Source organism: Domibacillus sp. A3M-37, assembly GCF_024213455.1.
Taxonomy (GTDB): domain Bacteria; phylum Bacillota; class Bacilli; order Bacillales; family Domibacillaceae; genus Domibacillus; species Domibacillus tundrae.
In genome coordinates this window covers 294901-317674 of the sequence record NZ_JANAVL010000002.1, presented here as the reverse complement: position 1 = coordinate 317674, position 22774 = coordinate 294901, and the positions used below count along the sequence as shown (strand labels likewise).

Below are 22774 nucleotides of genomic sequence, written 5' to 3'. Positions count from 1 at the left end.
TGAAATCTATAGCATAAAAAAAGAAACCTCGCTTCCAAAAAGAGGTTCCTACAATCCGTATGACTTTAAGTGAATGGCTTCATCCGTTTCCTGTACTTCAACGAGGAAGATTTTTTGAAACCAAATCTTATCAATATATATGATGCCATCCATTTTCTGAAGAGCAGTTTCGTATAAAGCATATTGATGTTCATTTAAAAGCACGCGGTTTTCATTTAAATAAAAATGGTACGTTTCAAATTCTTTTTTCATCAGCCACTCTTGAGAAGACACTTCCTGAACAGAAAATCCGAGCGCTGCCGCAGCTTCTTTCAGCGGGACATAAAGCAGGCTGTCTTTTTTCTTCATATGAAAAGGCACACGCGCCTCTTCGACCATAACGGACCGACCGTCAAAAAAGATGAGAGGCACAGTTGGCAACTTGCTGCTTTTATTTTTTTCAAAGAAATCCGTTTGCTCACTTTTTACAGCCGACAGTGCCCTGTCGAGTTTTTCAGCGTTCACTTCTTTTCCTTTAAATTGCATGAGCGCCGTTTCCCATTCTTTTTGTTCTGCTTCAGCTAACACCGCCGCAATTTGCTCATTCATATCTGCCGCTTTCATGTTCATAGGCTGTGTGCTGTAGAGAGATACAGCCAGAAACGATGTCATCCATTGCTCTTCTTCCGGAAAAATAAAGTGTTTTTTTACATAGTCATAAATCATCCTTGAACGAATCGTTCTCAAATCGCTTTCCTGCCTAATAAATGTCAATCCATCAAGCTGTTGTGGTTTTAAATCCTTCGAAATTACGACGGTTTGAGCAATGATTTCTTCTTTAGAAAATGGAGCAGACATCGATTCCTCAGACAGATTGACCGGTTCTTTTGCGAAAACGGTAATGTCCGCAAAATCGCTTTGCTTCAACCCATTTTTTTGCCAAAATAAAGGCGGGCGGTCTGCTTTTCCTTTAAAAGAGTAAAAGTCGATCATTGACAGTTGTTTAGCGGCCGTTTGTTGAATGGAAGAAATCCATTGTCCGCCTCTTTTCGTATGATCCGTCAAAAGAAGATCCGTATGAGAAACATCTATATTTTCAAATGAAGCCTGCCAGTTATTCAATAAAAATGATTGTGAAGAGAGCGTAGCTGGAATCTGATACTGTATAGTTATAATGCCGCCATTGGCGGTAACTGTACCGGATTGGCCACCTGTAACACATTTGTCTCCTTTAGAACAGGATACCTCTTTTGCATCTGCAGGCAGTTTCATATTCAGTTTCGAATTTTCTGGTAATGATTGAAGCGCCTGTTTAATTAAGAATCCGTCACTCTGCACCTCTATTTCGATCGTTTGATCCGCCATAATATTTTCAGAAGCACTAGATAATTTTTCGTAGCCGATCCATTGAATAGTTAATAAAATCCCGGAGATAATGAGTAATAATACAGAAAATAAAAGGACCTTTTTCACATATTCTCCGCCTTTCTTAGGAAATATTACTTATATATATCATATCAAAAAAAAATAAAATTGACGATAAATTTTGTCAAAATTACCTGAACAATTGCGTATAATAGGAATGAAAGAAATGGAGGGTATACATATGATTCAACGATTTATTGAACTGGGAGAAGGATATTCGGACTTATATGAACTCATTGATATTGCCGAACGTTCAAATGAGAGAATTGCGCACTTTATTGCGCTGCACTCAAATGAAGCCACCTCGTGTGCCATCATACTTCATCCGACGTCGACAGGCAGTTTTCAGCCGATTTATGTGTGCCGCGAAGGAATTCCTAATCCACATAAAAAAGAAAATGAGCGGTTCCGATTATTCGAACAGACTGCTGCATCCATTGGCAAACCTGTCATTGAAATGGATGTGAAACCTTCTGTCTTATTTGCAGAAAAGACGCTTTATTACCAATATTTAATCGGTATTTTGCGCATTAATCATTACCTCCCGCCGCTTTCGTAAAAAGCATTAAAAAAGGCCTTGTCATCAGACAGGCCTTTTTCTTATACCCCAATTTTATAATCGTATTCTTTTGCTTTATCCGGACGGGAATTTTCATAATCAACTTTTAAAAATGGCTTTTCGGAAAAATCGATTTTTTTGACGAAAGAAAAAGCCGCCAGTTTTTCTGCCAAGCCAGGTGCTTCCACGTGATTACAATAAAGCACGGCATATTTCATTTTTTTGGATACGTAATGAACGTTTCCATATTTACGCAATGACTTGGCAGGCTTCAATGAATGAAGCCACACAATTAATGCTTGTCGTTCCGTTAGCATAATCCATCCCCCGGTTCTTTCATTTTTATGCGGAACAACCGCATGAACCCCCGCTTCCACAGCTGCCGCAGCCACTTGTAAAAACAGAACCCGCTCCCGGCACTTTTACTTGCACTGATACCGAATGGGCAATAAGCAGGCTAATATCATCTAAAAGCTGCTGCAGTTCCGTTTCTGCCCGTCTAAATGCCGCGACGTGTTCATCCATATCCATTTCACGCTTCGCTGTGCGCGTCTCCATCATGATTCGTTTATAATCCGGATGATAGCGACCAAAACGCTGTACATCTTCATATTGTTCTTTCAGTCGGCTAAAAGCAAAAATTTTATATTTAACGGATTCAACCGTATAAAGCTTATCGTAACAGTCCCGGTATTGCTTTGCTTGTTCTGAGTGAAGAATCATATCTCCAAGTTCATCTACTGCATCCGTGACATTAATGAGTTCTATCGTTGTTGCAATCATTTGAGTCACCTCCATCCGCTTATTCTACCATATATCGTTACATTCCGGTAAAAATTTGTGTGAAATGAGTGCGATAAGCGCCTGTTCCAAATGATGTGAAGGATTCATCTAAAAGAATGGCCCGATCCTCCTGTGAATTCAGCCATGCTTCCATCGCTGCGGGTGCATCCATATAATTGGCGCTGATCATTTCATTCGAGGTGTTAAATGAAAGACCCGCTTCCGTTAAACGCTGCTTTACATTTCCAAATCTCGGTGATTCACGACCAAAATAACCGGCTTCAAACATGTCCTTGCTATGTGATTTGGCTGACGCTTTTATTTCTGGTGTCCATAGAAGCACCGGCATGCCAGCTTGCTGTCGAACAAAATTACTCATATCTGCGAGCTGCGCCTCACTTCCACGCTCAATATGCACCCATGCAGACATACCCGGATATGGGACTTCAGGCAATGTCCCTTCATAAACAAGCTCATATGGCTTTATTTTAAGCAGAACGCCAGCGGTCATAAACCGGATGCCGGACAACGTACCGGTCTGCTGGTCAATATAAAGCTGCGCATAAAAATCACCGATTGGAATAAGTGGTCTTATATTTAACTCTTCTTCCGACAGTTCAAAACGGTAATAGCTATCTTTCGCGTGCACAACAATTTCCATTTCCGGATACCGGGAACTAAAAATTTCATTAGCAGAGCGTCCAATTGAAAAAGGTACCGTATTTATATCGCCTTTTGCAAAAATCGTCACGACTCGGCTATTTTCAACACCTGCGAGCATGTACCGGCCGGCGGATTTATAGACCCACCATTCGTATCCGTATGCTGATGGTTCTTTTCGGACAGGTTCCCCATATTCCTTTACAAGCACATCTACTGACTTTCCTATTAACGCCCCAGCTCCTTCATCCGGAACCGGATCTACCTTCTTCGGCAGCGCAGGGTCAACCTCCCCGCTGTTGACAGGGGGCGGTGCAGGCGGTTCATTGCTTTTTTCATCTATCGCTTTATCGGTATAAATGCCGACCAGTATTAAAATTAAAAAAATGACTAAGATTTTAAAAACAGCTCGCAGACGATCATCTCCTTACATACCCCATCTTTCATCAGTATATCATTCCACATCACCGATTGAAAAAAACTTGTCGTTACACCGTTAAAAATTTGTCACGTTCAATCATTTCAAGCACATTGCATGAAAGCGCAATTTCGACTATTATGGAAGATGAAGCAAAAAAAGACAAACAGGCAGGAAGGAGTACGTTTATGAAATTTGAAAATACGGGTCTTGAAGGCACACAGATTGATTTAAACCAGCTTACACATATTATGGAAGAACACGGCATGGTACTTGCCGGCCAATGGGATTATGAACGTGTTACATACGATCGTAAATTTGAATTAAAAGAAGGTGTTTATTATTTGCGTGTCTTCGGTTTCGCTGTTAAAGGAGACGTGGGTGCTGAAGATGCCCTCATTGAATTAATGACACCGCTTCTTGGCAAACATTATTATCCGCATGGCATCGAATACGGGGTGGATGAATATTTTCCTGAATCACTCGTGAAAACGTGTGAAAAGCTGCTTGCAGATATTAAAGCAGAAACCGTTCATTACGTATAAGAAAAAAGCTTTCCTCCGTCAAAGAGGAAAGCTTTTTTTATTCTCCGCCAAGAATGGCCTTGAAAACCGATGTCGTCGGACCGCCTGAGTAAAATACATATAGGAGCAAATAAACAGCCACACCGGTAATCGCCGTAAAAAACCAGATGATGCTCGTATATGGCCCGATTTTACGGTGAAGTTTTAAATTATTTTTCAATCCGCTTATAATGGATACAATTCCAAACACAGCACCTGTTGTCGCTAAACAAATATGAAAAATCAAAAAGACAGTATAATAAATCTTTATATCATCCGGTCCGCCAAAAGCGGTATTGCCAATAAATAAAGTCCGGCTGACATATATAGTGAAAAAGGTTAAAGCAAAAACGCCTGCCAGCAACATTGTTTTTTTATGTTTTTCAACTTTACGCTGCTTAATCTGTGCCCAGCCGATCGCAACAAATATCGCACTTAAAGCGATGAAAAAGGTGCTGATCGTTGGTAAAATAGGTAACGACATGAAAATTCCTCACTTCCGTTATGTAAACCTAAGGAAACGGACAACCGTTTCCTTTTTTTGTGAATACATTGATTTATTTATTGTGACGTGCCAAAGCCGCTTCTGTTATTTTATCCGCGTCTTCTTCCTCTTTGCGGAACCAATCAAAGAAAACTTGTGCAAGAACAACGCCATATACAATTTCCTGAATGATCTTCATGACAATACCGCCTGTTTTCTGATCTTCAACAACGGCCATATTAGAAAATAATTCAGGTCCACTTAAATTCAAGCCCGACAGTGTAGATGATGGGACACACAGCTCCATCGCCTTCAACCACGCAGTTCCATCCGAGTACGTTGCATAAAGTGGACTTGATGCAAAAATAATTAAGGCACATGCAGGTGTTAATAAAATGCCATTCGCAAAAATATAGCCGATCTTCTTTAAGCCATCAAGTCCTTTGCTTTCCGGCTGCTCATTGACAAGCGGCCACCACATGCAGATCGCCAGGAAAAATAAAATGACCGTGTACAAGCTGTGCAGCGTCTCGCTCATTTTAATAAAATCAAAAATAAGCGGAATGTGATAAAACGAAAACATTCCATTAAATAAAATAAGCGCAATAAGCGGACGCGCTGCAAATGCAAAAACATGTTTTACAACAGGCAGCTGAGTTACCGGCTTCCATACCCACCATGGAATGGCTTTAATGAGAATTGGAGGTATAACAAGATAAAGCACAGCCATTTGAACCATATGGTACGTCATCATAATATGCCCCATTAAATCGAGCGGTGAGCCTTTTACAGCATACAAAATTAACATGGCGCTTAAAAAAAGCAGTGACTGACGTTTTGTGAGCGGTTCACTGTCTTTAAAGTCTCCCCGCCATTTGACCGTAACGAAAAAGTACAATACTGTCATAAACAGCAGCACAACAATAAAATACGGACTCCAAAGAGCTGGAAATCCGAAAATGCTGATCGGCATCCTATTCACCTCATTTTTTTAGCGCTCCCTTTATTATACCGTGGTAAAAACCGGGTGACAACGCCATGTATTGACAAGTTAATGACAGAAAAAAAGTGTTCCCCGTATGCGGGAAACACTTTTACTTCTTACCACCAGATAATTGTCACAAACGTAAGAATGGTCAAAAATCCAACAAGGACACCTGAATACATAAATAACTGCGCTTCCGCATGTCCTTTATGGCTCATATGCATAAAGTAATAAAGCTGGAAAATAACCTGTACAATGGCAAGGAGCAAAACAAATGGAACAATAAACCATTTAGAAAATCCAGCGCCCACCGCTGCAAACGCAATGACCGTAAAGAAAATCATCATCGTAAATGTCACGACTTGCATTCTCATCTCTTCTGCATGCTTCTTACGGCGATATTCGTACGTAACTTTAGGATCACCTGAATTTGGGTGTAAATTCGCCATTCTTTATCCCACCATTCCCATTAAGTATACGACCGTAAAGATGAATACCCATACGACGTCAATGAAATGCCAGTATAAGCTCGCTAAGTAAAATTTCGGTGCGTTGTAAAGATCAAGTCCGCGTTTTGCGTTGCGGACCATTAATGCAATGATCCAGGAAAGACCAAATACAACGTGACCGCCATGGAAGCCGACCAATGTGTAAAAAGCTGATCCAAATGCGCTGCTCGTAAACTTATGCTCATACTCATGGTAATAATGATTGAACTCATAAATTTCACAGCCAAGGAACGCCAAGCCAAGTGCCACGGTGATAAAAAGCCACTGCTGCATTTTCTTGAAATTGTAGTTTTTCATATGATACATCGCAAAAACAGACGTTAATGAACTTGTTAAAAGAAGCATCGTCATTAAGAAAACGAGCGGCAGTTCAAATAAATCCGCTGCTTTTGCATGTGTATCACTCGGCACACTGTCTTTCAGTGCTAGGTACGTTGCAAACAAAGAAGCGAATAAAACCGTCTCGCCTCCCAGGAAAAACCAGAAGCCTAAAAACTTGTTTTTACCTTCAAGCGTTGCCTGCTCAGGTGATTCGGGCCACGTTCGCGGCGTGAATTTTTGTTCAGCTGCCATTAATGTGTCCCTCCTTTTCCTGTATCATCCAAAAGATCTTCTTTATGGATGTGGTAGCCATGATCATCTTTAATAGAACGATAAAGCATCGCCCCAAACGTCACCAGCATCCCTATAATGAGAACCGGAATTGCCCAGCCTTTCCCTTCATCCGCATGATACATAGCACCAAATGCGGCAATGAAAAGACCTAATGAGATAACAAACGGCACGAAAGAATTGTTCGGCATGTGAATATCGCCAATCGGCTCAGCCGGTGTCATTTCTGTTTTGCCTTCCATTTTCTCGATCCAGAAAGGATCAAGTCCGCGAACGAGTGGAAGCTGCTTAAAGTTATAGAAAGGTGTTGGAGATGGAAGTGACCACTCAAGTGTACGACCATCTTTCCAAGGATCTCTTCCTACTTGAATATTCTTTTTCTGTGTAATCACAACGTTCACAAGCATGATAATGATACCTACAGCCATGAAGGCGGCTCCTATTGAACTAATCAGGTTACCGGCTTCAAGCCCTTGTCCAGGCAAGAATGTCCATACACGGCGCGGCATCCCCATTAAACCAAGGAAATGCTGAATAAAGAATGTTAAATGGAAACCAGTCAAGAACAAGACAAAGGTAATTTTACCCAGTTTTTCACTGAGCATTGTTCCAAACATAAGCGGCCAGTAAAAGTGAGCACCGCCGAGAAGTCCGAGCACAATCCCACCAACAATAACGTAATGGAAGTGAGCAACGATAAAGTATGTGTCATGGAACTGATAATCAGCCGGCGCAGCAGCCTGCATAACCCCCGTTACACCACCCATAACGAATGATGGGATGAAGGCAACAGCATACAGCATCGGAACAGTGAACTGAATACTTCCGCCCCAAATGGTCATAATCCAGTTAAAGATTTTAATCCCTGTTGGAACCGCAATGGCCATAGTCGCAACAGCGAAAATAGCATTCGCAATTGGGCCAAGACCTGTTGTAAACATGTGGTGAGCCCATACCATGAAACCAAGGAATCCAATTAAGACGGTTGCGAATACCATGGACGAATATCCAAATAAACGCTTTCTTGCAAACGTCGGGAAAATCTCTGAGAAAATACCGAACGCCGGCAACACAAGAATATACACTTCCGGGTGACCGAAGATCCAGAAGAAGTGCTCCCAGATGATCGTATTTCCGCCCATAGCTACATCGAAGAAACCTGAGCCAAACATACGGTCAAAAATAAGCATGAATAAACCGACCGTAAGTGGAGGAAATGCGAACAAGATAAGTGCTGACGCAACAAAAGTTGTCCATGTAAAAAGCGGCATTCTCATGTAAGTCATACCCGGTGCACGCATATTGATAATGGTAACGAGAAAGTTAATTCCCCCCATCAGTGTACCAAAACCGGATATCTGAAGCCCTAATGCATAAAAATCAATTCCGTGTCCCTCAGATGCGAGTGACAATGACGCGTACGATGTCCAGCCTGCATCTGGAGCACCGCCTAAAAACCATGAAAGGTTTAAGAACAGCCCACCGAAAAAGAACAACCAAAATCCAAGTGCATTAATGAATGGGAATGCAACGTCACGCGCGCCAATTTGAAGTGGCATGACTGCGTTCATAAATGCGAATAATAATGGCATTGCTGCCAGGAAAATCATTGTTGTACCGTGCATTGTAATAATCTCATTAAATAAACCGGCACTGACAAAGTCATTGTTCGGCACAGCCAGCTGAATCCGAATCATCATTGCTTCAATACCGCCGACAATAAAGAAAAAGCCGCCAGCGAGTAAATAAAGGATTGCGATTTTTTTATGGTCAACTGTTGTTAAGTAATCCCAAACTGTACCGGCAAATCCCCGTTTCTGCGTGTGTGCAATGCTACTCAACGGTTTTACCTCCTTTACTATGTTTCTGTAATTATTGTTCTACTTTAAGACTCATTAAGTAAGCAGCGAGCTGATCCAATTCTTGATCAGACAGTTCACCGTATGTACCAGTCATTTTATTACCTGGTTTGTACTGCTCTGGATTTGCAATCCATTTTTTCAACTCTTCTTCGTCATGTTCTAAAATACCAGCAACCATCTCTCGATCCCCAAAGTTCGCAAGGTTGGGTGCTGTACGTGCTGCTTCTGGACGCGCATCAGCTGTTGTAACCGCATGACAGCTCAAGCATTTTTGGTTAAATACTTCCTGTCCTGCTGCTGCAGTAGGATTAGTTGGTGCTGCTTCAGCTGCCTCTGCGTCCACTGCCTGCATAGCTGTTACCCATTGATCAAATTCACCTTGTGGAAGAGCCCGTACTTTAAAATCCATTAATGCGTGAGAAGGACCGCAAAGCTCTGCACATTTTCCGTAAAATAAATTATCAGCCTCTGCCGCTTTTTCATTGTCAAACTCAAGCCAGATTTGGTTGACATTTTCTACGTTTGTATCAATCTTTCCTCCGGCAGCCGGAATCCAGAATGAGTGTTTAACGTCAGTTGCTTTTACATTAAAATACACTTTTTGACCGGTCGGAACGACGAGATCCTGACTTGTGATAATCTTTTGGTTTGGATACTCAAATTCCCACCAGTAAAGGTTAGCACGTACGTTTACAACCATCACGTCTGTTGTTCCGTCTTCGTTTTTCTTATCCATGGCCTTTGTATCAGCCAAGTCGAATGTGGCAATAACTGTTGGAATCGTAAGGATGATAAGTAAAAGAATCGGAATAACGGTCCAAACGATCTCCAAAATGTGACTTCCTTCGACCTGTTTCGGAATGGTTGTATCGCCCTTTTTACGGCGGAACTTAATGACAGCAACAGCAAACAAAATCGATACAACGATGACTACACCGACCATGATCCATGTGCTCAGCATCATGAGATCATACGCAGTCTGACCTGCTTCACCGGCAGGAATCAACGTTGAAAGAAATGGTTCGCCACAGCCAGACAGAACAAGCGCCATCAGACCAAAAACCGTAAAAAGACGCCATTTTGTTAGCTTCTGTTTCATAGCGTATTACTACCCCTCTTTCGTATAAAATGTCTACTAAAACAGTGCATATATATGGATTTCCTCAAAAGAAAGAATTCCCTTTGTTTAAATAACGGTCACGATGACCATCGCAACGAAAATAATGGTTAAATACTGCAATGAATAGATAAACATATATTTAGCCCATTTCAAATCGTCTTTTGCTTTAAAGCCTGTTGCAGCAAGTGCTACCCAGCCTGCATTTAGCAATGTAGCTAAAATGATAAACGCCGTACCCAGTTCAGTCATGAAAAAAGGCAATGGCAAAAGAAAAAGTGTCCAAACAAACATATGTCGTTTTGTGACAGCAAACCCTTTCACGGTCGGCAGCATCGGAATGCCCGCTCTCCCGTATTCATCTGCCCGCTTCATTGCCAGCGCGTAAAAATGCGGCGGCTGCCAAATAAACATGATTAAAAATAACATCCAGGCTAATACATCAAGCGTCGGGTCGACCGCAGCCCAGCCAATAAGAGGCGGAACGGCGCCGGAAATACTGCCGACAATTGTATTGCTTACATGACGCCGCTTTGACCACATCGTATAAATGACGACGTAGCTGATAATACCAATTACGCCGATCACGCCTGCTGTGAACGTTGTCATAAATAAAAGCGCTGAGCCGGCAATGACGAGCGCAAGTCCTATTACTAATACTTTTGAATAGCTGATTTTCCCCGTAACAGTCGGCCTTGTTTTCGTCCGCTCCATTAATGGGTCAATGTCCCGGTCTATGTAATTATTTAAACTTGCAGAACCCGCAATAATAAGTGCGGAACCAATCAGTGTCAAAGCGATCGTATCAAGGTTGGCCAAAAAGCGAATATCATTCAAAATAAAGGCCAGCCACATACCTGTAAATACCGTTATTAAATTGGAATTAACGATGCCGATCTTAATCAGCGCCATAAAATCTTTCATCGCTGTTGTTTCCGGCACGTTTGTTTTATCCATTGTTGTTGCAGCACGCGACACCTTTTTCCCCCCTTTCTTTAAACACACTTTCTTTTCTTACTATAAAGGATACAGCCGCGCTTTTCTACACTATTTGAAAACATTTCAAAACAATGGGCGCTCTCTTCCATATTAAATCATATCCATTCTTTTTTATGTGAACGGATGATGAACTATTTTTGTCAAATTTGTGACTCGTGAAAGCGTTCTGTTTCCAGACGTTCTTTTTTATAAGATAATATAAAAGGTATACAATGGGGTGTTGCGAAATCAATACGACGACTGTATGATCATGTACGAATGATGCGTATATAGATAGAAAGAAAGAAGGTGAACATTTTGCATGGTTGGCTTAAATGGCTTGGTGTTGTAACAACACTTGTAATGCTTGTCGTCTTAATCGGCGGCGCGCTCGTTACAAAAACAGATTCCGGTCTTGGCTGTGGAAATGAATGGCCGCTTTGCCACGGGCAAATCATTCCGGAAGATATTAAAATAGAAACCATTATTGAACTCTCCCATCGAGCTGTTTCAGGTGTAGCTGGATTTCTCGTCCTTGCGCTTTCCATTGCCTCCTGGCGTTTTATCGGCCACAAGCGCGAAACGAAATTTCTGGCGATTCTGGCATTCTTCTTTTTGCTTGCTCAGGCATTAATTGGTGCGGCGGCTGTTCTTTGGGGACAAAATGACTTTGTCTTAGCTCTTCACTTCGGTATCTCTCTTATTTCTTTTGCAGCGGTATTATTACTGACACTGCTTATTTTCGAAGTGGATCAGCGCTTCGATGCATCTGCCATTGTGATTGACAGCCGGATGAAATGGCATACGATCGGGGTTACGCTATACAGTTACATCGTCGTCTATACTGGTGCACTTGTGCGCCATACAAAATCAAGCATGGTATGTAATTCATGGCCGATGTGCGGCAATAATGAATTTTTGCCGTCAAATTTGTATCAATGGATTCAAATGAGCCATCGTGCAGCTGCCGGTCTTATTTTCATTTGGATCGCTTATATTACATATATTACCATAAAGTACTATAAGCATCAACGCGTTTTATATTACGGATGGATTATTGCATTTACACTTGTTCTATTACAGGTCATTGCTGGTGCCTTCATTATTTGGACTAATTTAAATTTATATGTTGCACTAGCCCACGCTCTTTTTATTTCCTGCTTATTTGGCCTGTTATGTTATTTTATCTTACTGATCTCTCGCAGCAAAATAAATACGCTGAAATGATAAAAGCACTGCCTCAGTTAAGAGGCAGTGCTTTTATTTTGTTTATTTTTCAAGTTCTACAAGCAAATCGCCTGTTGCAATTGCTTCACCATTTTGAACGTGAACTGCTTTTACAGTACCATCAAACGGCGCTTGGACGGTCGTTTCCATCTTCATTGCTTCTGTAATCATTAAATGATCACCGCGTTTTACTTTGTCACCTTTTTCAAGAATTACTTTAATAACTGTTCCCGGCATTGTTGCTGCAATGTGGCCTTCGTTTTTCGGATCGGCTTTCACTTTTGCATTTACCGCAGATTTAACACTTTCATCCTTAATCACAACATCACGCGGCTGGCCATTTAGCTCAAAGCTTAAAATGCGTGTACCGTCCGCCTGTGGATGGCCAATCGAGATCAGTTTCACGATAAGTGTTTTACCTGTTTCAATTTCAATTTCTTTTTCTTCACCAAGACGCATACCATATAGGAATGTTGGTGTGTCAAGAACAGAAATGTCACCGAACTGTGCTTTTACTTTTGCATAGTCAGCAAACACTTTCGGATAAAGGGCATATGCAATTACATCCTGCTCGGTCGGTTCTTCACCAATCTCCTGCTCGAGTTCTTTGCGAAGCGCATCAAAATCAACGTCTTCGAGCAGCTCACCCGGACGAACTGTAATAGGTGATTTTCCTTTTAAAATAACCTTTTGCAATTCTTCTGGGAATCCGCCGACCGGCTGGCCCAAATATCCTTCGAACAATTCAATAACAGAATCTGGGAAGTCAATGTTATTGCCGCGAAGCAGTACTTCTTCTTCTGTTAAATCATTTTGCACCATAAACAGTGCCATGTCGCCGACTACTTTTGAAGATGGTGTTACTTTGACAATATCACCAAACATTAAATTCACACGGCGGTACATGTCTTTTACTTCATCCCAGCGATCGCCAAGGCCGACGCCTTTTGCCTGCTGCTGAAGGTTTGAATATTGTCCACCCGGCATTTCATGCTCATAGATTTCCGTATGAGGCGCAAGCATCCCGCTTTCAAACGGCGCATAGAATTTGCGGACATCTTCCCAGTAGTATGATACTTTTTCAAGCGCATCAATGCTGACCGATGGCGCACGATCTGTGCCTTCCAATGCATAACGAAGCGTGTTCGCACTTGGCTGCGACGTAAGACCCGCCATTGTGCTAAGTGCCGTATCCACGATATCTACACCTGCTTCGATTGCTTTCGTGTACATGAAGATACCATTGCCGCTCGTATCATGCGTGTGCAAATGCACAGGAATCTCGATCGCTTCTTTTAATTCAGAAATAAGACGGTATGCTGCCTGAGGCTTCAGAAGTCCAGCCATATCTTTAATGGCAAGAATATGAGCACCTTGAGCTTCTAATTCTTTGGCCATCTGCTTATAATACTCTACGTTGTATTTAGCACGAGATGGATCATCAATATCCCCTGTATAGCAAATCGCCGCTTCCGCAACTTTGCCTGACTGGCGTACTTCATCAATCGCCACTTCCATGCCTTTCACCCAGTTCAAGCTGTCAAAAATACGGAAAACGTCAACACCCGATTGGGCCGACTGCTGAACAAATTCTTTGATTACATTATCAGGGTAGTTTTTGTAGCCGACTGCGTTTGACGCCCGAAGCAGCATTTGGAACAAGACGTTTGGTACTTGCTTGCGGAGCGTCTCAAGCCGGTTCCACGGATCTTCTTTTAAGAAGCGGTATGCTACGTCAAACGTCGCGCCTCCCCACATTTCCATCGAGAACAAGTCAGGAAGAAGGCGTGCTGTTGCCGGTGCAATATGTGTCAAGTCTGTTGTCCGAATACGCGTTGCCAGGAGCGACTGGTGCGCATCACGCATCGTCGTATCGGTTAAGAGCACTTCTTTTTGGTCTTTCACCCAGCTGACGAGGCCATCTGCGCCCTGCTCATCAAGAATCTGTTTCGTGCCACGTGCCGGTTTTTCAGAAAGTTTTACTTTTGGAATGCGCGGTGTATCAAATACCGGTTTTTTCTTTTGTTCGACACCTGGAAATCCGTTTACTGTCACGGTTCCGATATAATTAAGCATTTTTGTGCCGCGGTCTTTCTTTTTCGGAAAAATAAATAATTCCGGCGTCGTATCGATAAATGAAGTATTGTAATTCCCAGCGATAAAGTCTTCATGACGCATCACGTTCTCCAGGAATGGAATATTCGTTTTAATCCCGCGAATCCGGAATTCCTGTAAGTTTCGCACCATTTTTGATGCCGCCTGCTCAAATGTCATCGCAAACGTAGACACTTTTACGAGCAGTGAATCATAATATGGTGTAATAACAGCACCCTGGAAACTGTTCCCAGCATCTAAACGAACGCCATAACCGCCGCCTGAACGATAAGCCATGATCCGCCCTGTATCCGGCATAAATCCATTTTCAGGATCTTCTGTAGTCACACGCGATTGAATGGCATAGCCCATCGTACGAATATCTTTTTGCTGCGGAATGGCTACTTTATCACTGTGCAAGCCGTGGCCTTCCGCTACTAAAATTTGTGTCTGCACGATATCGATGCCTGTAATGATTTCAGTAATCGTGTGCTCAACCTGAACGCGCGGATTTACCTCGATAAAGTAAAATTCATCGCCGGCTGTGAGAAATTCAACGGTACCCGCATTTAAGTAATCCACATTCTTCATTATTTTGACTGCCGCCTCACAAATACGGTCGCGCAAGTCTTCCGAAATCGAAACAGCCGGGGCAACTTCCACTACTTTTTGATGGCGACGCTGAACAGAACAGTCACGCTCATACAAATGAACAATATTTCCTTCATGATCACCGATAATCTGCACTTCAATGTGCTTCGGATTTTGAACGAACTTTTCAACATACACCTCGTCGTTTCCAAAAGCGGCTTTTGCTTCGGACTTAGCACGATCATATGACTCACGCACTTCACCTAAATTTTGGACGATTCGCATGCCGCGTCCGCCGCCGCCAAGAGAAGCTTTAATTATGATTGGAAACCCATTCTTCTTCCCGAAATCAATGACTTCATCCAAGCTGCTAACCGGACCGTCTGTTCCTGGAATCACGGGAATACCTGCGTTAATTGCTTGTGTACGTGCTTTTACTTTATCGCCAAACATATCAAGATGGGCAGATTTAGGCCCAATAAAAATAATACCTTCTTCTTCACAACGTTTCGCGAATTCAATGTTTTCAGATAAAAAACCATAGCCAGGGTGAATTGCGTCAACATCCGCTTGTTTGGCAATTTCAATAATGCCCTCAATGTCCAAGTAGGCATCGATTGGTTTTTTGCCTTCACCGACAAGATATGCTTCATCGGCTTTATAACGATGATAAGAGCCTGAATCTTCCTTCGAGTAGACAGCTACTGTCCGGATATGTAGTTCTGTGCAGGCACGGAACACGCGGATGGCAATCTCTCCCCTATTCGCCACCAGCACTTTGCTGATTTTTTTCATCTTCATCTCTCCCCTGATCTGTTGATAAAATATATATAAAAAGGCTCAAATGATTGAACCTTTTTATTTTTAAGATTTATAGTTTTTTTCATATTTCGACTGCATGGAAACATTAGCCAAAATGCCCATTGAAATAGAAAGCAGCAATAAGGATGAGCCCCCGTAGCTGATAAATGGAAGCGGGACACCTGTAATCGGAATAATGCCTGACACACCGCCAAGATTTATAAATGCCTGAATGCCAATCATGGAGGAAATCCCGACTGCAAGCATAGAACCAAATGAATCAGTACTTCTAATTGCAATACGGAGACCATGCAAAACAATAAACGAAATTCCCCCAATGACAATGATTATACCAAAAACGCCAAGTTCTTCGGCGATAATGGACATAATAAAATCAGTGTGCGGCTCCGGCAAATAACCAAGCTTTTGAACACTTTGCCCAAGCCCCCGACCCGTCAGTCCGCCGGATCCGATCGCAAGGTAGGAATTTACCAGATGATAACCCGCATCTTCCTCATACTTAAACGGATCCATATAACTCGTCAACCGGCTCATTCGTTCTTCAGACAAAATATTATCCTTCTGCCATATTAAAAGCGGCGATAAGAAAAGAGCGAAAATACCAATGAGAAGGGCAAACTTTGCAAGCTTTTTCATTTTTATACCGGATGACAAGACAATTGTCAACCCGATTGCAAAAATGATTGCTGCTGTTCCAAAATCCGGTTCGAGCGCGACTAGAAAACAAACCGCAAATAAAACAATGACCGGCGGCGCAATACTGTTATTTAACGAATTAATATTCTTTTGTTTTTTAGAGAAAACAGCTGCCATATAAATAATAATAACCAGCTTTGAAAATTCGGAAGGCTGAATCGAACGTGCGCCGATCTGAAACCAGCTTTGCGCATTATTAGAAACGCTGCCGAATAAAAACAGCAAAAACAGCGTAAAAAACATGCCAGATGTAATGATAACTAAAAACCGATTTGCTCTTAAGCGCCGATAAGGAAATATGGACATGATTCCAAAAGCGATAAAAGCCACGATCATATGGAGCTTTTGCTTATCATAAAAAAATTCGCTTTCAAGTCCCCAGCGCTGCACTGCCATTACTGAGCTCGCACTAAAAATCATCATTAGTCCAAAAAAGCATAAAATAAGAAAAGCGGCTGCCAGCGGATAATCATATGATTTTAACTTTCTTTTCCACATAAATACCTTCCATTCATGCGCTTACCGATAAGCGATACTCTTTAAGTTAAAAAAACTCAAACAGCTGTTTGAGTTTTCTGTCTGTTTACCGGTCGAAGGACGCTTCATGCAAAGCCGATAATTCCTGTTCCAGCGAATCAACCAGCTTTTTGCCGTCCGCTTCATCCACCAGCCCGAGACGTATGGCGAAATCTATTTCACGGGATAAGCCGAACATTTGAGTGTCAAGCACTTCCTCGTATAAAGGACATTGCGGCATCGTTAAGTTGTCCATTTGAACTTTGATGAGACGCAAAATTTTTTCCGCATCCGCCTGCAACAGAGAGTAGGCTTTTTCCCGATGGTCTATTTTCATTTCAGATGCCATTGTTTCTCCCCCTGTTCCAAGAATGGAATCACTGTATACTAAAAGATTTTATCGTTAATACAAGGAATTTGCAAGGAATTTTAACACGTGCACTGACAAGGTGAATTTTTCAAGGTATACTTATTTTATACATAGCCACCTACACAAAGGAGATTTTGCCTCATGGAACAAATCATTCCAATCAAAGGGAAAGTATCATTTCCTGTCACACTTGATCCAGGCGTTTGGATTTTTGATGACCGCCGTATAGATCTAGATGATTTTTTTTCCTCACCTGATCAACCAGAACGTGACGAGGAAGAAGAATACATAAAGAGCACATCTAAGTTCTGGGAAAAAGAAATTCGGGAAGGTGCTGTCTTTCCTCCAACGATCAAATCAGAAAAAAAATACGAAAAAGAGAAAGTGCTTACAAGTACATTCGGCATCCCATTATCACCATTTTTGAAAAATGCCGAGCCGCTGGACGACGCTTCTGAGATTTCGTTCCAAACGAAAAATGGAACTTTTTCATTTCCACTAACAAAAGCTGATTCGTTGATTATGCAATTTTCGCTAAAAGGAAAACCGTTACGCGATGATGGCCCCGTTCACATTTTATTTAAAAACGGATCTAACCGCCAAAACCCTGTTACCCATGTAACGGCCATTCATATTCAATAAAAAACCCTTCCACTGCGGTGGGAGGGGTTTTTATATAGCAGATAATGTCGTGTCTGTTTCTGTAATAAAGAGTGTAGTTTCGACTGCCATATTCACTTTATAAGGTACATCTAAATTGGACCCTTCCTCCTCTAAAATGAGCAGAATGGGACGATCGCTCACATACTCATTCTGTCCAGACACAATCCCTTTTCGCCCATCATTCAGCCATACAGTTAAACCGGTTGGATACATGACGATGGCTTTTCTAAACATTTCAATATAAGCAGTTTCGAATTCAGTTCCTGACCCTGCGTATAAAATTTCCATCCCTTCATGTGGCAGCATAGCTTTGCGATAAACTCGGTTAGACGTGACAGCATCGTATACATCTGCAATGCCAAGTATTTTTCCGAAAACATGAATTTCATTTCCTTTAAGGCCGCGCGGATAACCCGAACCATTTAATCGTTCATGATGCTGAAGTGCGCAATGCGCTGTTGTTAATGGAAGACCGTGTTCTTTGCGAAGTAATTCAAAGCCTAATTCTGTATGTTTTTTTATAAGATCGAACTCATCATTTGTAAGTCTAGATGGCTTTTTCAAGATAGACGCGGGTATCATCATTTTACCGATATCATGCAACATGGCACCGAGGCCGATTTCTTCTGTTTGTTTCGCAGTTAAATTTTTCAGTCTCATACTAAGTGCCAGCGTGTAGATTGTCACGTTTAACGAGTGTGTGAAAATATAATCATCATGTGCATACAGATGAGTCAATAGATCGATTGCTTCTTTCCGTTCTTTAATTTGGCTAATGATATCCCGGACGACCGCCGCAAACTTCTTTTCCATTTTATGTAAATTTAATTTCGTTGACCCCGCTGACAGATCCTTTTTCACTTGGTTAAAAGCTTCAGACATGACAGAAATCGCCTCTCTTCGTGTTCCTTCTGCTAAGACAGGACGAATGTAAATGTCATCCGTACGCCCATCCTCAATGTATACATATGTAATACCGAGCGATTGCAGACGCTGCAAAATGGGCGATGTAAGTTTGGCTCCGGACTTCAATAACACTTGCCCCTTGCTGTTTAACACATTTTCAGCAAGAAAGACATTTTCTTGAATGGATGACACAGCGACTAATCTCAATATTTTCGAACTCCTTATATAGTAAAAATGACATCATTGAATTCTTTTCTGCTTGAGGGCGTTCATAATTTGCCGGTCTAGTTTCTCTGCTGCCTGCAAATCGTATGTTTTCTCGTAAGCCGGCTCCACCACTATTTTCGATCCGTAAAACATAACATCCCGGACTTCATTTATCGCAACTTCTATAACAGATGCTTTTAATGGCACATCTTCTAAACGATTTGATACAACTTTTGCATTGCCGCTAATCGTATACGTTGATTCCGAGGCAAAAACAGCCAAGGAAACAAGAGCGTTTCTATGAATATTATCAATGATTTTTGAACGGCTGTCCACCGCAATCCGCAAAGTTTGATCATTCGAGGCGTACACCCAGGATACTGCATTCATAAAAGGAGCTCCTGTTTCTGCATCCACTGTTGAAAAAAAAGATAGGCGCTCTGTTTGAAGCGCTTCAAACAAGTCTGGTATTAAATACGATTCATTTCGATTTGCCAACATTACCGCTCCCTTTATTTTTTACCTCATTATACCGATAATCTGTTTGCATTTCTATATGCACCCCCTCTGCCGTGTTATACTAATTATATAAACGGAGGTGCCACCATGAGAGTAAAATGCGTAATCTGTGACAAAATTGAATCAATCGATGATCATTTGCCTTCTGCAAAAAAATTGCGGAATCGGCCCATCCATACATATATGTGTGACAAATGCCGGACCCGCATAACAGAAAAAACGGAAAAACGGGTCAATACAGGACAATTTTTCGTTTATAGATCCGGAAAACAAAAAGAATGGCTTTAATAAAGCCTGTTTTGCAGACCGGTGCTGTCACCGGCCTGTTCCTCGGCTTTTTTCTGAAAGGGATCGAGCTATTTACTGGTAAAGGTGTTTATACACTTCTGCTGAATGTTGACTTTATTCCGATCATTAATCAGGTGTTATGGCCCGAATGGATCGAATTCTTTTTTCATTTACTCGTTTCCTTATTGATTGCTGCTGGGTTTTTCTTATTGCTCCCGAAAACAAAGCGCCCATATTCGACAGCTTTTTTATTGACGCTTCCGGCCATCTTTCTTTATTTCCCCTTATCCGCACTTGCCTGTAAGTCCGTCCCGGAAATGGACGACATGCGGGCGTTTTTCTGGTGGACAGCAGGGCATATTTTATATGCACTTATACTCGGTTTATATGGACAAAAATTTAAGCGGGAGGCCTAGGCCTCCCGCTTAAATTATGAAGATATATTTTCTTCTTTTTGATGCTTTTTCAGCCTGAATTTATATGTGCCGAGCACTAATGCCGCTACAAGCAAGCTTTCGACAACCGGCAGCTGGTACGACAAAATTAAAAGAAGCAGTGATCCGATCGCAAGTGAAAAATAAATGATGACATTCTGCCACATTTTCAACTTTTTCGCAAACCCGAGATTGTAAACGAGAATGGAAAGGGCAATTAAAATTGCCCAATAAATGTAGACAGCTGCCTTAACGCCGAACGCTTCGATGATGGCACCGAGAAGCGGACTGACGTGCTCCAGTCCTTCCACATCCATCCCTCCAGTTTTCTATACTTATACTTGTTTCTTTTTCGCTGAGCGTTCGCGCTCATTTTTATCGAGAATTTTTTTACGAAGACGGATTGATTCCGGCGTTAATTCGCAATACTCATCGTCATTCAAGTACTCAAGCGCTTCTTCAAGCGACATAATACGTGGTTTTTTCATTGTTGCTGTTTGATCTTTATTCGCAGAACGAACATTTGTCGCCTGCTTTGTTTTCGCAATATTAACTGTCAAGTCGTTATCACGTGTATGTTCGCCGACAATCATACCAGCATAAATTTCTGTTCCTGCTTCAACAAAAATAATCCCACGGTCTTCTACACCCATAATGCCGTATGTGGATGCTTTTCCTGTTTCCTGAGAAACGAGAACACCTTGGCGGCGGCCGCCGATGCGTCCTTTTTGCATAGGCTGGTAGCTGTCAAATGTATGGTTAATGATTCCATACCCGCGCGTCATTGTTAAAAATTCTGTTGTATAACCGATTAATCCGCGTGCCGGCACCATGAAAATTAATCGAACTTGTCCGTTTCCATTGTTGACCATATCAAGCATTTCGCCTTTACGCTCGCCCATCGATTCAATAATTGATCCTGTATATTCTTCCGGCACATCAATTTGAACACGTTCAACCGGCTCACATTTTACACCGTCAATTTCACGAACGATAACTTGCGGCTTTGATACTTGCAATTCGAAGCCTTCGCGGCGAAGGTTTTCAATCAAGATAGACAAATGAAGCTCACCGCGTCCTGATACAATCCATTCATCCGGAGATGCTGTATTTTCAACGCGAAGACTAACGTCTGTTTCCAATTGCGCGTGAAGACGTTCTTCAATTTTTCTTGACGTAACAAATTTCCCCTCGCGTCCTGCAAACGGGCTGTTATTCACTAAGAAGTTCATTTGAAGAGTCGGTTCATCAATACGAAGAACAGGAAGTGCTTCCTGATGCTCCATCGGCGTGACCGTTTCCCCCACGTTAATGTCTTCCATTCCAGAAACGGCTACAAGATCGCCAGCTTTTGCTGTTTCAATTTCAACTCGTTTTAAACCGAGGAAACCGAACATTTTCGTTACACGGAACTGCTTTACTTTGCCGTCAAGTTTCATAAGCGCGACTGATTGGCCAACCGACATTTCCCCACGGAAAATACGGCCAATCCCGATCCGTCCTAAATAATCGTTGTAGTCTAAAAGTGCGACCTGGAATTGAAGCGGTTCATCGCTGTTATCTACCGGAGCTGGAATGTGCTCGATAATTGCTTCATAAAGTGCTTCCATGGTTTCGTCTTGTTTTTCTATATCCGTGCTGGCTGTTCCATTCATACCTGAAGCGTAAATAACCGGGAACTCAAGCTGTTCATCATTAGCATCAAGCTCAATAAACAACTCAAGTACTTCATCCACTACTTCAGTTGGGCGCGCAAAATCACGGTCAATTTTGTTTACTACAACAATTGGGCGCAAATTTTGCTCAAGTGCTTTTTTCAATACAAAACGTGTCTGAGGCATACAGCCTTCGTATGCATCAACAACAAGAAGAACACCATCAACCATTTTCATGATCCGTTCTACTTCACCACCGAAATCGGCATGTCCAGGTGTATCCAGAATGTTGATTTTTTTGTCTTTATATTGAATCGCAGTATTTTTAGCAAGGATGGTAATACCACGCTCACGTTCTAGATCATTCGAATCCATCGCGCGCTCTTCTACATGCTCATTTGAACGAAAAATACCTGATTGTTTTAATAGCTGATCGACGAGCGTCGTTTTCCCATGGTCAACGTGGGCGATAATCGCGATGTTACGTAAATCGTTTCTTGTTTTCAAACTATTTCCTCCTGCCTTTTCTTGGAACTCCATCTGGTTCGGTTTCCATTAACTGAACTATTATATCACACACTTTGCACGATGCCTATTTGAAAAAAGCGGACATTGCCAGAAAACCCGACATTGTACTACAATAGAAAAAAAGGGGGGACTGTACATTGCCTGCTATTCAATGGCCGTTTTTAGGATTTGCTGTTTTAGCCGCCGTATGCATGATTGGTATCGGCATTGCCATCGGCGAACAAAGTATTTTGGGTGCTATTTTATCAATCGTCCTGCTGCTTGCCGTCATGGGATTCGGTTTTTCGTATAAAGCGAAAATGCGCCGCGCAGGTAAATTATAAA

25 protein-coding genes are annotated in these 22774 nt (G+C 42.0%); 7 read left to right on the top strand and 18 right to left on the bottom strand.

All coding sequences use genetic code 11. The features are described 5' to 3' along the window. Positions 1-48 precede the first annotated feature (48 nt). Entirely contained in the window at positions 49-1452 is a 1404-nt protein-coding gene (locus tag NLX67_RS05750) for a hypothetical protein (protein WP_254310697.1), read from the bottom strand. 133 nt (positions 1453-1585) lie between these two features. Between NLX67_RS05750 and NLX67_RS05745 the strand changes: the two genes are divergently transcribed. Then, positions 1586-1963 carry a DUF7147 family protein gene (locus NLX67_RS05745; protein WP_046179668.1) on the top strand — a complete coding sequence of 126 codons (378 nt, stop codon included), beginning with the start codon at positions 1586-1588 and terminating at the stop codon, positions 1961-1963. 41 nt (positions 1964-2004) lie between these two features. On the opposite strand, the gene NLX67_RS05740 is transcribed toward NLX67_RS05745, so the two are convergent. From NLX67_RS05740 to NLX67_RS05730, 3 genes are read right to left on the bottom strand one after another with little or no spacing between them, the layout of a single operon-like run. Further along, positions 2005-2280, bottom strand: coding sequence for a YlbG family protein (locus NLX67_RS05740; protein WP_046179669.1), 276 nt, complete (start codon positions 2278-2280; stop codon positions 2005-2007). A 25-nt stretch (positions 2281-2305) separates the two neighbouring features. Continuing rightward, the gene (locus tag NLX67_RS05735) at positions 2306-2746 is read right to left on the bottom strand and encodes a YlbF/YmcA family competence regulator (RefSeq protein WP_046179670.1); all 441 of its coding nucleotides are present in this window, start codon (positions 2744-2746) and stop codon (positions 2306-2308) included. 37 nt (positions 2747-2783) lie between these two features. Then, positions 2784-3635: a CAP domain-containing protein gene (locus NLX67_RS05730; RefSeq protein WP_309143112.1), complete on the bottom strand. Its 852-nt coding sequence runs from the start codon at positions 3633-3635 to the stop codon at positions 2784-2786. A 377-nt stretch (positions 3636-4012) separates the two neighbouring features. Here NLX67_RS05730 and NLX67_RS05725 point away from each other — a divergent pair, with 377 nt between their 5' ends. After that, positions 4013-4369: a YugN family protein gene (locus NLX67_RS05725; protein ID WP_254310695.1), complete on the top strand. Its 357-nt coding sequence runs from the start codon at positions 4013-4015 to the stop codon at positions 4367-4369. Between the two features lie 37 nt (positions 4370-4406). Here NLX67_RS05725 and NLX67_RS05720 read toward each other — a convergent pair whose 3' ends face one another. The 7 genes from NLX67_RS05720 to cyoE form a co-directional block, all read right to left on the bottom strand. Next, positions 4407-4871 carry a DUF420 domain-containing protein gene (locus NLX67_RS05720; RefSeq protein WP_254310694.1) on the bottom strand — a complete coding sequence of 155 codons (465 nt, stop codon included), beginning with the start codon at positions 4869-4871 and terminating at the stop codon, positions 4407-4409. 73 nt (positions 4872-4944) lie between these two features. Beyond that, positions 4945-5844: a cytochrome c oxidase assembly factor CtaG gene (ctaG, locus tag NLX67_RS05715; protein WP_046179673.1), complete on the bottom strand. Its 900-nt coding sequence runs from the start codon at positions 5842-5844 to the stop codon at positions 4945-4947. Positions 5845-5972: 128 nt separating this feature from the next. After that, positions 5973-6305, bottom strand: coding sequence for a cytochrome c oxidase subunit IVB (gene ctaF, locus NLX67_RS05710; RefSeq protein WP_254310693.1), 333 nt, complete (start codon positions 6303-6305; stop codon positions 5973-5975). Positions 6306-6308: 3 nt separating this feature from the next. Then, positions 6309-6938, bottom strand: coding sequence for a cytochrome (ubi)quinol oxidase subunit III (locus NLX67_RS05705; RefSeq protein WP_254310692.1), 630 nt, complete (start codon positions 6936-6938; stop codon positions 6309-6311). Then, complete coding sequence (gene ctaD / locus NLX67_RS05700; protein ID WP_254310691.1) at positions 6938-8818, bottom strand: cytochrome c oxidase subunit I; 1881 nt, start codon at positions 8816-8818, stop codon at positions 6938-6940. The genes NLX67_RS05705 and ctaD overlap by 1 nt, the downstream gene beginning before the upstream one ends. Before the next feature lie 31 nt (positions 8819-8849). Beyond that, the gene (gene coxB / locus NLX67_RS05695) at positions 8850-9938 is read right to left on the bottom strand and encodes a cytochrome c oxidase subunit II (protein WP_046179677.1); all 1089 of its coding nucleotides are present in this window, start codon (positions 9936-9938) and stop codon (positions 8850-8852) included. Positions 9939-10025: 87 nt separating this feature from the next. After that, complete coding sequence (gene cyoE, locus NLX67_RS05690) at positions 10026-10913, bottom strand: heme o synthase (protein ID WP_254310817.1); 888 nt, start codon at positions 10911-10913, stop codon at positions 10026-10028. A gap of 339 nt (positions 10914-11252) precedes the next feature. On the opposite strand from cyoE, the gene NLX67_RS05685 reads away from it, so the two are divergent. Next, positions 11253-12161 carry a COX15/CtaA family protein gene (locus tag NLX67_RS05685; protein ID WP_082091512.1) on the top strand — a complete coding sequence of 303 codons (909 nt, stop codon included), beginning with the start codon at positions 11253-11255 and terminating at the stop codon, positions 12159-12161. A 42-nt stretch (positions 12162-12203) separates the two neighbouring features. On the opposite strand, the gene pyc is transcribed toward NLX67_RS05685, so the two are convergent. From pyc to NLX67_RS05670, 3 genes are all read right to left on the bottom strand, one after another. Then, on the bottom strand, positions 12204-15641 hold the full coding sequence (gene pyc, locus NLX67_RS05680; protein WP_254310690.1) for a pyruvate carboxylase: 3438 nt from the start codon (positions 15639-15641) through the stop codon (positions 12204-12206). A 69-nt stretch (positions 15642-15710) separates the two neighbouring features. Continuing rightward, positions 15711-16862 carry an FtsW/RodA/SpoVE family cell cycle protein gene (locus NLX67_RS05675; protein WP_046179679.1) on the bottom strand — a complete coding sequence of 384 codons (1152 nt, stop codon included), beginning with the start codon at positions 16860-16862 and terminating at the stop codon, positions 15711-15713. A gap of 85 nt (positions 16863-16947) precedes the next feature. Then, positions 16948-17229: an Fpa/YlaN family protein gene (locus NLX67_RS05670; protein ID WP_046179680.1), complete on the bottom strand. Its 282-nt coding sequence runs from the start codon at positions 17227-17229 to the stop codon at positions 16948-16950. Between the two features lie 162 nt (positions 17230-17391). Here NLX67_RS05670 and NLX67_RS05665 point away from each other — a divergent pair, with 162 nt between their 5' ends. After that, a complete protein-coding gene (locus NLX67_RS05665) occupies positions 17392-17892 on the top strand; it encodes a hypothetical protein (RefSeq protein ID WP_046179681.1) in 501 nt (166 codons plus the stop codon). A 30-nt stretch (positions 17893-17922) separates the two neighbouring features. Here the strand turns inward: NLX67_RS05665 and NLX67_RS05660 are convergent, their stop codons facing one another. Together NLX67_RS05660 and NLX67_RS05655 are read right to left on the bottom strand one after the other, a co-directional pair. After that, positions 17923-19026, bottom strand: a complete 1104-nt coding sequence (locus tag NLX67_RS05660; protein ID WP_046179682.1) for a cyclic di-GMP phosphodiesterase — start codon at positions 19024-19026, stop codon at positions 17923-17925. 33 nt (positions 19027-19059) lie between these two features. Further along, positions 19060-19524, bottom strand: coding sequence for a pyridoxamine 5'-phosphate oxidase family protein (locus tag NLX67_RS05655; RefSeq protein ID WP_353914058.1), 465 nt, complete (start codon positions 19522-19524; stop codon positions 19060-19062). A 108-nt stretch (positions 19525-19632) separates the two neighbouring features. On the opposite strand from NLX67_RS05655, the gene NLX67_RS05650 reads away from it, so the two are divergent. Continuing rightward, positions 19633-19833, top strand: a complete 201-nt coding sequence (locus tag NLX67_RS05650; protein ID WP_046179684.1) for a YlaI family protein — start codon at positions 19633-19635, stop codon at positions 19831-19833. Next, positions 19824-20249: a hypothetical protein gene (locus NLX67_RS05645; protein ID WP_046179685.1), complete on the top strand. Its 426-nt coding sequence runs from the start codon at positions 19824-19826 to the stop codon at positions 20247-20249. Before NLX67_RS05650 ends, NLX67_RS05645 begins: the two co-directional genes overlap by 10 nt. Before the next feature lie 14 nt (positions 20250-20263). Here NLX67_RS05645 and NLX67_RS05640 read toward each other — a convergent pair whose 3' ends face one another. Then, positions 20264-20578 (bottom strand): YlaH-like family protein, encoded by a 315-nt coding sequence (locus tag NLX67_RS05640; protein WP_046179686.1) that lies wholly within the window; start codon positions 20576-20578, stop codon positions 20264-20266. A 24-nt stretch (positions 20579-20602) separates the two neighbouring features. After that, a complete protein-coding gene (gene typA, locus NLX67_RS05635; protein ID WP_156154021.1) occupies positions 20603-22429 on the bottom strand; it encodes a translational GTPase TypA in 1827 nt (608 codons plus the stop codon). A gap of 158 nt (positions 22430-22587) precedes the next feature. On the opposite strand from typA, the gene NLX67_RS05630 reads away from it, so the two are divergent. Beyond that, positions 22588-22773: a YlaF family protein gene (locus NLX67_RS05630; RefSeq protein ID WP_046179688.1), complete on the top strand. Its 186-nt coding sequence runs from the start codon at positions 22588-22590 to the stop codon at positions 22771-22773. Position 22774: the final 1 nt, after the last annotated feature.

Coding starts and splice junctions, on each gene's coding strand:
- NLX67_RS05645 (WP_046179685.1), top strand. CDS start 19,824: ATGGCTTTAATAAAGCCTGTTTTGCAGACCGGTGCTGTCACCGGCCTG.
- NLX67_RS05720 (WP_254310694.1), bottom strand. CDS start 4,871: ATGTCGTTACCTATTTTACCAACGATCAGCACCTTTTTCATCGCTTTA.
- coxB (WP_046179677.1), bottom strand. CDS start 9,938: ATGAAACAGAAGCTAACAAAATGGCGTCTTTTTACGGTTTTTGGTCTG.
- NLX67_RS05705 (WP_254310692.1), bottom strand. CDS start 6,938: ATGGCAGCTGAACAAAAATTCACGCCGCGAACGTGGCCCGAATCACCT.
- NLX67_RS05740 (WP_046179669.1), bottom strand. CDS start 2,280: ATGCTAACGGAACGACAAGCATTAATTGTGTGGCTTCATTCATTGAAG.
- NLX67_RS05665 (WP_046179681.1), top strand. CDS start 17,392: ATGGAACAAATCATTCCAATCAAAGGGAAAGTATCATTTCCTGTCACA.
- NLX67_RS05735 (WP_046179670.1), bottom strand. CDS start 2,746: ATGATTGCAACAACGATAGAACTCATTAATGTCACGGATGCAGTAGAT.
- NLX67_RS05745 (WP_046179668.1), top strand. CDS start 1,586: ATGATTCAACGATTTATTGAACTGGGAGAAGGATATTCGGACTTATAT.
- NLX67_RS05670 (WP_046179680.1), bottom strand. CDS start 17,229: ATGGCATCTGAAATGAAAATAGACCATCGGGAAAAAGCCTACTCTCTG.
- NLX67_RS05675 (WP_046179679.1), bottom strand. CDS start 16,862: ATGTGGAAAAGAAAGTTAAAATCATATGATTATCCGCTGGCAGCCGCT.
- ctaG (WP_046179673.1), bottom strand. CDS start 5,844: ATGCCGATCAGCATTTTCGGATTTCCAGCTCTTTGGAGTCCGTATTTT.
- ctaF (WP_254310693.1), bottom strand. CDS start 6,305: ATGGCGAATTTACACCCAAATTCAGGTGATCCTAAAGTTACGTACGAA.
- NLX67_RS05650 (WP_046179684.1), top strand. CDS start 19,633: ATGAGAGTAAAATGCGTAATCTGTGACAAAATTGAATCAATCGATGAT.
- NLX67_RS05725 (WP_254310695.1), top strand. CDS start 4,013: ATGAAATTTGAAAATACGGGTCTTGAAGGCACACAGATTGATTTAAAC.
- pyc (WP_254310690.1), bottom strand. CDS start 15,641: ATGAAAAAAATCAGCAAAGTGCTGGTGGCGAATAGGGGAGAGATTGCC.
- cyoE (WP_254310817.1), bottom strand. CDS start 10,913: ATGGATAAAACAAACGTGCCGGAAACAACAGCGATGAAAGATTTTATG.